This is a genomic window from Paenibacillus pinihumi DSM 23905 = JCM 16419, from assembly GCF_000422505.1.
GTDB lineage: Bacteria > Bacillota > Bacilli > Paenibacillales > Paenibacillaceae > Paenibacillus_D > Paenibacillus_D pinihumi.
Genome location: NZ_AULX01000006.1, coordinates 534,167 through 548,708, shown reverse-complemented (window position 1 = coordinate 548,708; position 14,542 = coordinate 534,167). Strand labels below are relative to the sequence as shown.

Here is a 14,542-nt window from a genome sequence, read left to right as displayed (position 1 = left end):
TTGATTGCACCATAGTGCAGGGGCGATTTGAAAATTCATAAGGGGTGAGCATACTAGGGATACGTAGATCAGTCATCAAATTTTACTGATTGAATTTTCACCAGAGCAATGAATAATGCTTGTTTTTTCAAATGAAAGTGCCTAGATTATACATTCATTTTATGAAAAGCATATATTATAAACATAGGAAATGGAGAGAAATTAATGAAAACGATAAAATATTTTAATGGATTGTTGGCTGTCGGTATTGTCCTTTCGATGGTCGGTTGCGCTTCGCGACAAATGGAGGCTGCACCGGAAAAAGCTCCAGAAAACCATAGCGCTACGACTGTTGGAAACCCGCACTGGTCTTATGAGGGGGATACGGGTCCGGAATATTGGGGAAGTTTGGACCCTGCATTTTCTGCGTGCGCCAATGGTACAGAGCAGTCGCCAATCGACATTGAACTGGCCGATGTAAAACTAGACAAAACCATAGACAATATTAATATTAACTACAAGCCCACTACATTTACGATTATGAACAATGGACATACCATACAAGTCAATGATGCATCTGGCAGTAATTCTATCATAGTAGACAATGATGAATATAAGCTTGTACAAATGCACTTCCATAAGCCGAGTGAGCATCAAATTAACGGAAAAAATTTTGAAATGGAAGGTCATCTCGTTCATAAAAATAGTGCAGGAAACCTATCTGTTCTCGGCTTCCTCATTAAAGTTGGTAATGAAAATAAAGAATTAGCTGAAATGTGGTCAAAGCTGCCTCCGGAGAAAACAGAAGCGGATATTAATTTAGAAAAATCTGTAGATCTGTTTAACCTGTTACCTCAAGATAAGAAAATTTTTAGATACAGTGGTTCCTTAACCACTCCAACTTGTTCAGAAGAGGTTAAATGGCTCGTTTTGGAACAACCCATTGAAATGTCCAAACAACAAATTGATGCATTCGCCTCCATATTTCCGCACAATAACAGACCTGTTCAGCCACTGAATGAACGACAAGTATCAACCCCTGACGGGCATTAAGATAAGACATTTGAGTTACATTATAGGAAACTAACACACTTTTAATTGAAGAGGCCTTTGTTCCCGGTAATTCACGCGAACCAAGGCTTTTCATTATTGTAACTTTTCCCTAACCACTAATTCTTAAGTTGAACCGTTTTAGATTTCATTTTCATACACCACTTCAATTCTTTGTGAAACAACGCTGTATATAGTTAAGAAGGCATAGTCGTTTTGCTTATGAAGTTGACTATTCCAAGTACGTTACTTATACTGACGTATATTTAACGATTATTTATTGACGGCAACCATAGTTTATTAAATAATAGAAATAAATTACTCAATAATGATAATTAGGAGGATGATTTCGTGGAAAAGATTACGGCTGCCAGAGGTACGGAACTGCGTTGTAAGGGTTGGAGACAGGAAGCGCTGCTGCGTATGCTGGAGAATGTATTGGAAAACGGCGAAAATCAGAAGGAATTGACCGTATACGCAGCGCTTGCGAAGGCTGCTCGCGATTGGAACTCCTATCATGCTATTGTAAATACGTTGAAATCGCTTGAAGAGGACGAGACCCTTGTCATTCAATCAGGCAAACCAATCGGCATTATGCGTACGCACAAATATGCTCCGATTGTTGTGATGGCGAACTGTAATATGATCGGTCAATGGGCCACAAGTGATAATTTCTATAAATATCAGGAACAAGGCCTGATTGTATGGGGCGGCCTGACTGCGGCAGCCTGGCAATATATCGGCTCCCAGGGCGTTATCCAGGGCACATATGAAATCTTCCAATCGATTGCCAGAATGCATTTTGGCGGCGATCTGGCCGGGCGCTTCATACTGACTGCAGGGCTTGGCGGAATGGGAGGCGCTCAACCTCTGGCAGCAACGATGGCCGGAGCGGCGATTTTATGTGTGGAAGTATCGGAAGCGCGCATTGACAAGCGGATTGAGGTCGGCTATTTGCAACGCAAGACAAGCAGTCTGAGTGAAGCGCTTGAATGGATTCAAGAAGCGGCAGCGAAGAAGGAGAGCGTGTCTGTCGGCCTGCTTGGCAATGCGGCGGATATTTATCCGGAGCTGCTTCGCCTTGGCATTCAGCCGGATATTGTAACGGATCAGACTTCCGCGCATGACCTGCTGTACGGTTATATCCCGTCCGGATTTTCACCTGAAGAGGCAGCGGAGCTGCGCAAGAGCGATCCGGAGAAGCTGCAGGCGGCTTCCGGAGCATCCATTGCCCGGGAGGTCGAAGCGATGCTCACCTTCCAGAAGAAGGGAGCCGTTGTGTTCGACAACGGAAATAACATTCGCACGCAGGCCGTGAAATACGGCGTGAAGGATGCCTTTAATATTGTTGTATTTACGGAAGGATTCCTGCGTCCGCTGTTTGCCCGGGCGATCGGACCGTTCCGCTGGGTCGCGCTGAGCGGAGATGTGGAAGATATCCGTAAAATCGACCGACTGATTCTGGAGCAGTTCAGCGACAACGAGATTGCCGTGAACTGGATCAGACTGGCGAATAAGTATGTTCCGGTAGAGGGGCTACCTGCGCGGATTGGCTGGTTCGGACACGGCGACCGGACAAAGCTGGCGCTGGCTGTTAATGAAATGGTGCGCAGCGGCGAGCTTAGCGGACCAATTGCCTTCTCCCGCGATCACCTGGACGCAGGGTCGATGGCTCATCCGAATATTATGACTGAAAACATGAAGGACGGCAGTGATGCGATCGCTGACTGGCCATTGCTGAATGCGATGCTGAACTGCTCCTCGATGGCCGATCTGGTAGCCATTCATTCCGGCGGCGGAGGTTACAGCGGCTATATGACAAGCGCCGGGGTTACGCTCGTGGCTGACGGAACAGCAGATGCTGACTTGAGACTGAAAACAACGCTGGATAATGACACAGGACTGGGCGTGCTTCGATATGCGGATGCCGGCTATGATGAATCACTGGATGAAGCGAGCCAAAAGGGCATTCGCCGTATTGATACCAAGCAGTTCCAATCTTAAAGGAGGCCAAGAGGCGGATGAGCGGACAATTGGATTTGATCGTATTTGGGAATATCGTGCTGCCTGACGGTGTGCTTTATAATTCGGCTGTTGGCGTCAAAGACGGAGTAATCGTCAAGATTGGCTACCTGGAAGCGGAAGAGCAAGGGGCTGCAAAGATAATCCGGGCCGATGGACAATATGTGCTTCCGGGAGCGATAGATGCCCACGTCCACTGCTACAGTTCGCTGGATGAGGGATTTCATACGGCAACCCGGTCAGCGGCAGCAGGCGGGGTAACTACAATAATTGAAATGCCTTACGATGCGACGGGCATGGTTTGTACGCTGAATGCTTTCGAGGAAAAGCGCAGCCGTCTGGAAAACGAATGTGTTGTGGATGTCGCCATGCTGGTAACCATTCACAAGCAGGACGGCTACGACTCCATCCGCCAGCTTGCTGAAGCTGGCGCCTGCGGGTTCAAGGTATCCATGTTCAATACAGATTCCTTCCGCTTTCCGCGTATTGATGACGGGCAATTGCTGGACTCGTTCGCAGTAATTGCCGAGACGGGATGCCCCGTTGGTGTTCATGCCGAAAATGACGAAATCGTCCGGCGTTATATCGATAAATACAAGGATAAAGGCCATGATCCGCGTTCCCATGCACACAGCAGACCTAAAGTGAGCGAGTCGGCTGCTGCGCTTACGGTTATGGAGCTGGCTTATGAGACAGGAGCCAAGCTTCATTTATATCACTGCACCTACCCGCGCATATTCGAGCTGGCGGAGATGTTCCGGAAAATGGGTGCCAAGGTGACAGCCGAGACATGTACGCATTATCTGACACTTTCAGAGGAGGATATGCCGCGTCTTGGCGCCCGTGCAAAAATCAACCCGCCACTGCGGACGCCTGAGGATGTGGAAGGGCTATGGGAGCTGGCGGCAACAGGCCGGATTGACATGATTACCTCTGATCATGCGCCATGGCTCATTGGGCGCAAGCAGGACAGCGATATTTTCAACAATGCTTCCGGGGCGCCGGGGGTAGAGCAGCTGCTTCCGGTTGTATACAGTGAGGGCGTTGCCAAGGGAAGACTTTCCCTGCTTGATCTCGTCCGCCTGGTCAGCCAGCGTCCGGCAGAGGTATTTGGTCTTGGACACCGCAAGGGCCGGATTGCTCAGGGGTATGATGCGGACTTGGCCATTATCGATCCTGCTCCGACGTGGACACTGGATGAGAACAAACTCCATTCCAGCGCAGGCTGGAGTCCGTATAACGGTATGGAGCTTCAGGGCAAGCTTACCCAGACACTTGTACGGGGTGAGGTTGTATTTGATCATGGTACCGTCACTGGCAAGGCAGGGCATGGCACATTCGTTAAGGCGCGCCATAAAGCTTAGATGAACGCAGGAGGGAACGCGATGGACAAGGCACAATTAAAGCCGGATGAACGCCGCATCCAATCAGCGGTCGAAGCATTGGCCGGGTTTGTAGATGAATCGAAGCCAGGCTGGACACGGCGGCCGTTTACCCGTTGGTACGAGGAAAGCAGACGTTGGCTTACAGAGCAAATGACGGAAGCGGGACTGGCAGTCCGCATTGATGCCGCCTCCAATCTGATTGGACGTCTCCCCGGAACGGACGATACACTGCCGCCAATAGTGATCGGCTCTCATACGGATACTGTAACAGGCGGCGGTCGCTTTGACGGTATTATTGGCGTTGTAGCAGGGCTTGAAATTGCCCGGCTGCTTCAGGAAAGCGGCTATAGGTTGAGACATCCTCTGGAGATTGTGGATTTCACCGCGGAAGAGCCCAGCGAATTTGGAATCTCTACGATTGGAAGCAGGGGGATGGTAGGCAACCTTAGTGAAGCTATGCTGGAGCAAAAGGACCCCAATGGGCTTGTACTCCGTGAGGCCCTCGACAGCATCGGAGGAAGAACCTCCGAAATGGCCGCGGAAGCGCGCAAGCCGGGAGATGCCGCGCTGTACCTGGAGCTTCACATTGAGCAAGGCCCTGTATTGGAGCAGACAGGCCACAAGCTTGGCGCAGTAACAGGCATTGTAGGCATTCATCGCCACCGGATTATTATTGAGGGCGCTCCCAATCATGCAGGAACGACACCGATGGGATTGCGTGCGGACGCATTGGCGGGCTTTTGTGAAATTGGACTGGCATTCGAGCGTCATTGCAGTGCTCACGGCAGGGATGCGGTAGGGACGATCGGCAGGCTGGCTAATGAGCCGAATGCCTCGAATGTCGTGCCGGGGCGCGTCATATTTGAGCTTGAGATCCGCTCCCTGGATACAGAGCTGTCGGATGCGATCTATGCGTTTTTTTCTGTGGAAGCAAGAGAGATTGCCGACAAGCGTGGGCTCGTGTTCCTGGAGGAACAACTTTCGAAGTCCAATCCTGTGCTGGTCCAGCCGGAGGTTCTGGCACTTGTAGAGAAGGGCTGCGCTTCAGTGGCTCCATTCATCCGCCTGCCGAGCGGCGCGGGGCATGATGCGAACCAGATGGCAGTTATCGGGCCTATCGGCATGATTTTCGTGCCGAGCCGGGATGGCAGAAGCCATTGTCCGGAGGAATGGACCGATTACGGGGACACGACGGCGGGCGTTGCAGCTATAGCAGCGGCGATGCTGGCATTCGACGGTGATTCAGGGGGCAGCGGGGATGAGTAATCGTAATCATCACCCTATAATCGATGAAGCGCGATTATGGAGAACGATAGAGGAATTGGGAAGCATCGGAATGGATGCAAGCGGCGGTGTAACCCGGCTCTCCCTAAGCAGCAGCGAACTTCAAGGCCGTGCCTATATTAAGCAGCTTATGCGGGAGGCCGGACTGGATGTATCGGAAGACGCGGCTGGAAATATTATTGGCAGGCTGCATGGTGAGCGGCCGCAGGAAGCTGTCGTCATGACAGGTTCGCATATCGATACCGTAATCCATGCCGGCCGGTTTGACGGTGCTTTAGGGGTTTTGGGCGGCATTGAGGCGCTTCGTGCGATCAAGGAGCATGGGATGAGCCATGCAAGAACGCTGGAAGTGGTCTGCTTTACGGATGAAGAAGGCGTCAGGTTCGGGGTTGGCTATCTTGGCAGCCGGGCGATGGCGGGAGATTGGAAGCCGGAATGGCTGAGTGAAACGGATGCGGAAGGCATAACACTTGCTGAAGCGATGAAGGCAGCGGGGTTGCAGCCTGAAAAGGTCCATAGCGCAGCACGGAGTGGATCAGACATCCATGCATATGTCGAGCTTCATATTGAGCAGGGACGCGTGCTGGAGCACCATCAGCTCCCTGTTGGGATCGCGAGTGCGCTGTTCGGCCACCGGTGGCTGGAGATCAGCTTGAAAGGGCAGGCTGATCATGCCGGTACGACACCAATGCCGCTTCGCCATGATGCGCTAAGCGCGGCCGCGGAGACCATCATGGCAGTTGAGCGGATTGCCCTGGAGCATGGTGGGGTAGCTACAGTAGGTACGCTAAGAATGGTGCCGGGGGCCATCAATGTCATTGCCGGTGAAGTCATTTTCTCCGTTGATCTTCGCCATGAAGATGCATCCATACTGGATGCGATGGCTTTGAAAATTGAGCAGGCGGCATTCTCCCACAAGGATAGCAGAGGCGTAAGTGCAACGGTGAGAGTGACGGACGGTGATGAACCGGTGACAGCTTCAGGAATGGTGATGGAAGCCATTGAAGGGGCCAGCGGCATAGCAGATGTCGGGGCAATGTCCATGGTTTGTGGAGCAGGCCACGATGCGGTAGCCATAAATGCCCTGACCGGAATTGGGCTTATTCTGATACGCTCCAGGGAAGGCATCAGCCATCATCCGGCAGAATGGAGCAGCCCGGAGGATTGCGCTGCGGGAGCAGAAGTGCTGCTGCATACATTAGTTGCGTTAGCTAATGGCCAATGATGGCTTTATGTTATTCAGACGGGATGAACATCCCAGATTTGCATCACCTTATGTAGAGAACTACGGTAAGTTTAAGGATGAATAACTTGAATAGCCTGTGTATATAAAGTTGAATAATAAAAGAAGCCTAAGCGGTAATACAAGCATACGAAATCGTATTTTACGCTGTAATGAATGTTCCTGTTTTAATACGATGCTGCTACTTAAAGTTATAAATATCTAGCCGTATTTATCGTTGTCGTTATATGAATTCCGATTGACATAATAGGTATTGTTATTTAATAATAATGGTAACTTATTATTATTTTTTGATAATTAACAGGGAGGGATTCGGATGGAGGTACTATCACAAGCTATCGAATATGCCGCAACCAATAGCGACAGATTCTGGGAAGCGGTCCGGGTGCATGTATCCATCAGCCTGTACGCGCTGTTGATCGCGGTCGTGATCTGCGTGCCTCTGGGAATTGTATGTGCTAAAAAGCAATGGCTGAGCGGTCCGATTATGGGACTGTTCAACTCGCTGCGCGTCATTCCGAGTCTTGCGGTGCTGGTCATTCTTTTGCCTTTGATCGGTACAGGCTTCACGCCTGCGCTGGTCGCCCTGACACTGCTCGCTTGTCCGCCTGTCCTGATTAATACGTATATGGGCTTTCGCAGTGTAGAGCCTTCAATTATTGAAGCGGCATCAGGAATGGGAATGAGCGGGGGCAGAATTATGCGCAAGGTGGAGCTGCCGCTCGCACTTCCGCTGCTTCTGTCAGGGGTTAAGACAGCGGCGGTCGAAGTTATTGCCAGCGCCACATTAGCAGCTTTCATTGGAGGAGGCGGGCTTGGGACCTTCATTATTAACGGGCTTGGCATGTATAAATTCTCGCTGCTTCTGGTGGGTGCTATTCCTGTAGCGCTGCTGGCTATCCTGTCGGAAATCGGCTTTGCCCTGATCGAGAGAGTGTCAACAAGATATGCGCGTTAAGCTTTGCATGGCTGCTCTCGTACCCGGCTGCCCGAACGGAATGTAACCATCACTAATGAATGCAAAAGCAGAGGGGAGTCCATATCGTATGAAAAAGAGATTAATGACCATCGCAAGTGTAATTCTGGGTGCAGCATTGGTGCTTAGCGCATGCTCCGGAAGCGGAAGCAATGGCAAACCAGTGGTCAAAGTCGGCTCCAAAAACTTTACCGAATCGTTAATTCTGGGTGAAATGTATGCGCTGGCGCTTGAAAATCACGGCTACAAGGTCGATCGCAAGCTCAATCTCGGCGGCACGCTCGTTGCTCATGAAGCGCTCAAAAAAGGCGATATCGACTTCTATCCTGAGTATACCGGTACAGGCTTGATCAACGTCCTGGAGCTTCCTCCTAAATCCGATGCCAAGGAAGTTTACGATGAGGTATCCAAGGGCTATAAGGAAAAGTTCAATCTGATCTGGCTGGAACCGACCAATGCCAATGACTCGCAAGGCCTGGTAACGACCAAGAAGGTTGCCGAGCAGTATAATTTGTACAAAATTTCTGATTTGTCAAAGGTAGCGCCGCAGTTGAATCTGGCCGCTGTGCCTGAGTTTGAGGAGCGTGAGGATGGCCTGAAGGGCTTGAACGCGTTCTATGGAAAAATGGATTTCAAGAGCATCAAAATGTTCGATTACGGCATTAAATACCGTGTCATTCTGGATGGACAGGCAGATGTAACGGTTGGCTTCACCACGGACGGAGATCTGACGAACAAGGATCTGGTACTGCTGGAAGATGACAAAGGCTTCTGGCCCCCTTATTTTGTGGCTCCGGTAATCCGCAGCGAGTTGAACGACAAGGACCCTGAGATTGCCAAGGTGCTGAACGAAATTTCTGCAAGGCTGGATAATGAAACCGTGCAAAAGCTGAACGCGCAGGTTGATATTGACAAGAAGGAATATGCGGAAGTCGCCAAGGCATTTTTGCAGGAGCAGGGCTTATTGAAATAAAGAAATAGGGGTCGCATTTTGCGTCGGGGCTTCTCCAGGCAAGGGGAGGTCCCTTTCCCATACAGGGAGCGGATAATGATGAGCAAGCAAGCGATTGTGTTTGACCGGGTCTCCAAGACATTCCCGAAAGCTTCCAAGCCGTCTGTTAATGAGACAAGCCTGGAAATCGGCCAAGGCTCCTTTGTGACGATATTAGGGGCTTCAGGCTGTGGTAAAACAACGCTGTTAAAGATGGTGAACCGGATTATCGAGCCGTCCTCCGGCACAATATCGATTTTCGGCAAGGATATCCGGCAGCAGCCGCTAACCGAGCTGCGCCGCAGTATTGGCTATGTCATTCAGCAAATCGGACTTTTTCCTCATATGACGATTGAGCAAAATATCTCGACGGTACCTGAAATTTTGGGCTGGGACCGCGAAAAAATCAAGTCCAGAGTCAAGGAACTGATGGAGCTTGTTCATTTGCCGGAAAGCTTCAGCAAGCGGTATCCGCATCAGCTGTCGGGCGGCCAGCAGCAGAGAGTCGGGATTGCCAGAGCGATGGCCGGTGATCCGGAGGTTCTGCTGATGGATGAGCCGTTTGGCGCCATTGATGCGATTACAAGAGGGAAGCTGCAGGATGATTTCAAGCAAATCCAGCAGCAGCTTGGCAAAACAGTAATTTTCGTTACACATGATGTGGAAGAGGCGCTCAAGCTTGGTGACAAGATGATTGTAATGAACGAAGGTACCATCCAGCAGTATGATACGCCGCTGCGTATTCTCGAGCAGCCTGCCAATGAATTTGTCTCCCGCCTTGTCCAGGCGGATGATCTGTTTCAGCGGCTCCATCTGATCCGGGCAGAGGACAGCATGATCGCGCTTGATGGGCATGACCCGGCTGATGCCGGCCAATACCCCCGCCTGCCTGCCGGTGCGAGCCTCAAGGATGCGCTGCAGCTTATATTGAAGCATGGCGTACCTTATGTTGTGATTGAGTCTGTGAACGGGCAGCCGCTCGGCAAAATCACAATGGCGAATTTATATTCCGTCGAAGGCGGGTGAGCCTTAAGATGCTGGATTATTTTACACGCTATTATGACGTTCTGTTCCTGGCGCTGCTCAGACACTGTTATATTACGTTCCTGGCGCTTCTGATCGCGTCGCTGATTGCTTTGCCGCTTGGTTACTGGTTGTCCCGCAACCGCCGGATTGCCGTGCCTGTATTGTCCGTGCTTGGCATTATCTATGCAATTCCGAGCCTCGGCATGTTCGCCCTGCTGATTCCGTTCGTCGGACTCGGCGTGAAGCCCGCGCTGATTGCACTGGTTGTGTACAGCCAATTAATTTTGGTGCGCAATGTCATTGCAGGCTTTCAATCGATTGACAGCTCTGTGGTGGAGGCAGGGCGCGGGATGGGCTACAGCGGTTGGCAGCTATTCTGCAAGATAGAGCTGCCGCTGGCCTTGCCTGTCATTATCGGGGGGCTGCGGATCGCTTCGGTGTCGATTATCGGGATTACTACGATTGCCGCGTGGGTCAATGCTGGCGGCCTGGGTGTTATTTTGTTTGAAGGGCTGTATCAAAATTCGGTACCCAAAATGGTATGGGGAACGTTGTTCGTATCCGCGCTTGCCATTACGGTCAACATGATCTTGTTGCGGCTGGAGAAAACAATGCTGCTAAAGGCACGCGGGCAGTGGCGTATATGATATAATATCAGGGCAAGAACGAACGTATCGCTTTTTCTCTGAGGTGCTCAAATGAACGGAACACAAACTTTAGGCCGCGCAATTGATATTTTATTTGTGCTCGCCGAATCAGGAACTACACTTACAGTAAGCGAAATTGCGGAGAAGGTAGGCATACCGGACAGCACAGCCTACCGTTTTATTCAGACATTAATCAAGAACGGCTTCGTAGAGCGCAAGGGAAGAGGTCAGATCGGCCTTGGCCTGCGGATATTTGATTTGGCGCGGAGCCTCTCCCGGCAGATCGAGAAAGATTTGCTCACGATTGCCAGACCTCTTATGGAAGATCTGACGGATTTGACCGGAGAGACGACTGTTCTGTTCGTCCGTTCTGGTTCGAAGGCAATCTGCATCGAGCATGTGACGAGCAAGCGTCTCATTCGCATGTCGATTGAGAACGGCAGAGTGCTGCCGCTGGACTCGGGCGCTTCCGGCAAGACCTTGCTTGCCTATGAGAGCGAGAAGGTCATTGAGGAGATGTGCAAGCTGTTCTCGGACAGCCACGGCAGCAAGTGCGAACTGGAAAAGGAGCTGGCGGCGATTCGTGAAGCAGGCTATTGCTTTACGCTGGGACAGGTCGATGAGGATGCTTTTGCTATCGCAGCGCCCATTCTTGACCCTCAGCAGCGCATTGTAGCGAGCCTGTCGGTGGCAGGTCCCGTTCATAGGCTGAGTGAAGAGGCTATCCCTGTTATCATTCAACAAGTCAAGGAAGCGGCTTCACAGATTTCCTGCAAGCTTGGCGGACAAGCCTGACAGAGCGGGGATGACAGCTGTAGAGTTTGGAAAACTGTTTCTCCGCACAGGGGAGGCGGTTTTTCTTTTTTTAGGCTGGCATTTTTTCATAGTGAGTATGAATAGCGAATAGATAATTACGAAAGAGAATGAGAATCAGTTGACAAGAAGGCATGAGAACGATTATCATTAACATAACATGAAAGACCGTTGTGAGCGGCTTAATGATATCAAAGAATGGAGTGTGTGTTACGGATGATTCGTTTGACGACAACAAATCTGGACATTGCTTATGAGAAAAGAATGATCGTTGAAGACTTGAATATTGCCATACCTCAGGGCAAAATTACAGCGCTTGTCGGTGCGAACGGCTCCGGTAAATCCACCATTCTAAAAACTCTTGCCAGAATTATGTCACCAAAGAGCGGAAGTGTGCTGCTGGACGGTAAATCCATTCACAAGCAATCAACTAAGGAAGTAGCGAAGCAACTGGCTATTCTTCCACAAAACCCGACTGCACCAGACGGTCTCACCGTTTCAGAACTTGTATCTTACGGACGTTTTCCTTATCAGAAGGGCTTCGGTTCCATGAGCCTGGAGGATCGCAAAATTGTAAGCTGGGCACTGGAAGCTACCGGTATGAGCATGTTTGCTGACCGTCCTGTAGATCAACTGTCCGGTGGACAGCGGCAGCGTGCCTGGATTGCCATGACCCTGACTCAGGGGACGGACATTATTTTCCTGGATGAACCGACAACTTTCCTCGACATGGCGCATCAATTGGAAGTGCTTCAACTTCTGGAGAAGCTGAACCAAGAGGAGAACCGGACCATTGTCATGGTCGTGCACGATTTGAACCATGCGTCCCGCTATGCACAACATATGATTGCAATTAAGAGCGGCAAGGTAGCAGGGGTAGGCGCACCGACGGAGGTCATGACACCGGAAATTTTCCGTGAAGTGTTCAATATTGAAGCGGATATTGTCATAGACCCGCGCTCAGGCGTCCCGCTATGTCTGCCATATGCGCTTATTCATTCGAATCAGGAGAAGCTGGAGCAAAAAGAGCAGGAACAGGGGGCCCGTGAATTGGCTTCTGTCGGGGCTTAGCGTTTCGTTACAGTGTTTTGAGGGATATTTCGGCTTATGGCCGGAGATATCCCTTTTTGGTTATAAGGTAAAATCCGACGCAGGAAGTTCAGGAATAACGGGCTTCAAAGTATATATGAGGTTCGGAAAAGGGCTGAATTCATCATGAAATATGGACCAAAAAAATAATTTAAAAAAGTTTTAAAAAAAGCTTGCAATTGATTTGGATACATGGTATATTATTTCTTGTCGCCGCCGATGAACAGCGGTAGTGAGAGAGTAATTAATGTGCGGAAGTGGCTCAGCGGTAGAGCATCGCCTTGCCAAGGCGAGGGTCGCGGGTTCGATTCCCGTCTTCCGCTCCATTAGTGCCCTTAGCTCAGCTGGATAGAGCGTTTGACTACGAATCAAAAGGTCGGGAGTTCGAATCTCTCAGGGCACGCCATTTTACATCAGTGAAGATTGCCATAACATATAACGGGACGTAGCTCAGCTTGGTAGAGCACCTGGTTTGGGACCAGGGGGTCGCATGTTCAAATCGTGTCGTCCCGACCATTTTTAAGCGGGTGTAGTTCAATGGTAGAACTTTAGCCTTCCAAGCTAATAGCGTGGGTTCGATTCCCATCACCCGCTCCATAACAAAAAATCTCTGAAACCCTTGGTGCGCAAGGGTTTTTTCTTTACCCACTTTTCGACATATGACAGAACATTTTTTCTTTATGGGGCAAATCATGGGGCAAACTTTCGCTGTTTTGGATTTAGCTCCTCCAGTTGGTCGATAGCGGCCCGACTTATCGCGGCGGATTTGTGTGTGTAAATATCTGCGGTGGTACCTATTTTACTATGTCTAAGCTGCTCCTGGATTGTTTTAAGATCAGCACCGCTTTCCCGCAAGAGCATGCCAGCGGTATGGCGTAAGCCGTGCAGCGGGATATGAGGCAGGTTATGCCGCTTAAGAAACTTGCTCCAGGTGTTTGTGGCGGTGGTCGGAAAGTACATGATCCCCTTGCCACCATGGAAAATAAATCGCTTATCTCCACCTTCCCAACTCTTACATTGAAGCTTTTCTTTCTTCCATTCCCGTTCATATTCTTTGAGCTGATCCATGTACCAGCGGGGCATAGGCACCCAACCCTCAGACGCTTCGGATTTCACCTCACCTTCTGTTTTTTTACCGTCTTCGTCGAATGTAATCTGATCCTCAATCCAGATGGCCCCACGATCGTTATCGATATCAGACCATTCCACAGCCAGCATTTCACCGCGCCGGAAACCGCCCATCATCACACCGCTAAAATACAGGCGCCAGCGTGTGGGAAGTTCGAACATTTCAATAAGCACTTGAACTGTCTCTTCCCAGGAATAGTTTTTTTTCTTGTCACGCATTTTCTTTTTTTCCTTCTTGCCCGCACTGGGACGATCCACCCCATCAATGGGGTTTTTCGTGATAACCCCCCAACCTGTAGCGGCATCAAATACAGACTTGGCTGCTTTGAAAATGTTTAATTTGGTATTGGTTGCCATCGGCTTTCCATCTTTTCTCTTAATCTCTGCGAAAAAGGTGACCAAATGTAAAGTAGTAATCTGATCCATGCGGACATCTCCAAAGACCGGCATCAAATACGTTTTGATGAATATCATGCTCTGCCGACGGGTGTAATCGCCCATATGCTGTAAAGCATATCCTGTTCTCCATGTTGGAACAAAATTTCTGAAACTAATTTTTTCAGCTTTTCCTAATGATCCGGATTCAACAATTTTAGCCCATTCTGCCACCTCCAATGTCAACCATGACTCTAGTTTACGCACTGACTTGGCGATATCTGGAGGGGCCTCGACTGATTTGCTTTTTTTCGGCTTATTCACTTTAGTTATGTCCCGCGCAACGACTCTATACTTGTTTCCGCCAAGATGTTCATAATATGCCATCGTATTTCTCCTTCTATCATTATTGAGTTTAAGTTGTGAATCAATCAATGGGTACTACATCGGCCTCACCTCCTTGAATGGGAATATGTGTTCTGTTGGGTGGCTGCAAGAAACTGCCCCACACCTAAGGCGATGCGAGTTGAATCC

General features: G+C 49.9%; 12 protein-coding genes and 4 tRNA genes. 15 read left to right on the top strand and 1 reads right to left on the bottom strand.

Going from position 1 to position 14,542, the window contains the following annotated elements; genetic code table 11:
* Positions 1 to 204: 204 nt before the first annotated feature.
* From H583_RS0102400 to H583_RS0102330, 15 genes are all read left to right on the top strand, one after another.
* Positions 205 to 1,032 carry a carbonic anhydrase gene (locus H583_RS0102400; protein ID WP_028559070.1) on the top strand — a complete coding sequence of 276 codons (828 nt, stop codon included), beginning with the start codon at positions 205 to 207 and terminating at the stop codon, positions 1,030 to 1,032.
* Positions 1,033 to 1,380: 348 nt separating this feature from the next.
* Positions 1,381 to 3,033, top strand: a complete 1,653-nt coding sequence (locus H583_RS0102395) for a thiourocanate hydratase (protein ID WP_028559069.1) — start codon at positions 1,381 to 1,383, stop codon at positions 3,031 to 3,033.
* Positions 3,034 to 3,050: 17 nt separating this feature from the next.
* Positions 3,051 to 4,415: a dihydroorotase gene (locus tag H583_RS0102390; protein WP_028559068.1), complete on the top strand. Its 1,365-nt coding sequence runs from the start codon at positions 3,051 to 3,053 to the stop codon at positions 4,413 to 4,415.
* A gap of 21 nt (positions 4,416 to 4,436) precedes the next feature.
* Positions 4,437 to 5,702, top strand: a complete 1,266-nt coding sequence (locus H583_RS0102385; protein WP_036708098.1) for a Zn-dependent hydrolase — start codon at positions 4,437 to 4,439, stop codon at positions 5,700 to 5,702.
* Entirely contained in the window at positions 5,695 to 6,945 is a 1,251-nt protein-coding gene (locus H583_RS0102380) for a Zn-dependent hydrolase (protein ID WP_051235863.1), read from the top strand. The genes H583_RS0102385 and H583_RS0102380 overlap by 8 nt, the downstream gene beginning before the upstream one ends.
* Before the next feature lie 334 nt (positions 6,946 to 7,279).
* A complete protein-coding gene (locus H583_RS0102375; RefSeq protein ID WP_028559065.1) occupies positions 7,280 to 7,921 on the top strand; it encodes an ABC transporter permease in 642 nt (213 codons plus the stop codon).
* A gap of 88 nt (positions 7,922 to 8,009) precedes the next feature.
* Positions 8,010 to 8,912: an ABC transporter substrate-binding protein gene (locus H583_RS0102370; protein ID WP_028559064.1), complete on the top strand. Its 903-nt coding sequence runs from the start codon at positions 8,010 to 8,012 to the stop codon at positions 8,910 to 8,912.
* 75 nt (positions 8,913 to 8,987) lie between these two features.
* On the top strand, positions 8,988 to 9,956 hold the full coding sequence (locus H583_RS0102365; RefSeq protein WP_154665779.1) for an ABC transporter ATP-binding protein: 969 nt from the start codon (positions 8,988 to 8,990) through the stop codon (positions 9,954 to 9,956).
* Positions 9,957 to 9,964: 8 nt separating this feature from the next.
* On the top strand, positions 9,965 to 10,603 hold the full coding sequence (locus H583_RS0102360; RefSeq protein ID WP_028559062.1) for an ABC transporter permease: 639 nt from the start codon (positions 9,965 to 9,967) through the stop codon (positions 10,601 to 10,603).
* A 51-nt stretch (positions 10,604 to 10,654) separates the two neighbouring features.
* The gene (locus H583_RS0102355) at positions 10,655 to 11,398 is read left to right on the top strand and encodes an IclR family transcriptional regulator (protein ID WP_028559061.1); all 744 of its coding nucleotides are present in this window, start codon (positions 10,655 to 10,657) and stop codon (positions 11,396 to 11,398) included.
* A gap of 234 nt (positions 11,399 to 11,632) precedes the next feature.
* Positions 11,633 to 12,487 (top strand): ABC transporter ATP-binding protein, encoded by an 855-nt coding sequence (locus H583_RS31655; RefSeq protein WP_051235861.1) that lies wholly within the window; start codon positions 11,633 to 11,635, stop codon positions 12,485 to 12,487.
* Positions 12,488 to 12,756: 269 nt separating this feature from the next.
* Positions 12,757 to 12,831, top strand: a tRNA-Gly gene (locus H583_RS0102345).
* 3 nt (positions 12,832 to 12,834) lie between these two features.
* Positions 12,835 to 12,911: transfer RNA gene (locus H583_RS0102340), tRNA-Arg, on the top strand.
* A 33-nt stretch (positions 12,912 to 12,944) separates the two neighbouring features.
* Positions 12,945 to 13,021: transfer RNA gene (locus H583_RS0102335), tRNA-Pro, on the top strand.
* Positions 13,022 to 13,028: 7 nt separating this feature from the next.
* Positions 13,029 to 13,102 (top strand) — tRNA-Gly (locus H583_RS0102330).
* Positions 13,103 to 13,195: 93 nt separating this feature from the next.
* On the opposite strand, the gene H583_RS0102325 is transcribed toward H583_RS0102330, so the two are convergent.
* Positions 13,196 to 14,395 carry a tyrosine-type recombinase/integrase gene (locus H583_RS0102325; protein WP_028559060.1) on the bottom strand — a complete coding sequence of 400 codons (1,200 nt, stop codon included), beginning with the start codon at positions 14,393 to 14,395 and terminating at the stop codon, positions 13,196 to 13,198.
* Between the last annotated feature and the right edge of the window lie 147 nt (positions 14,396 to 14,542).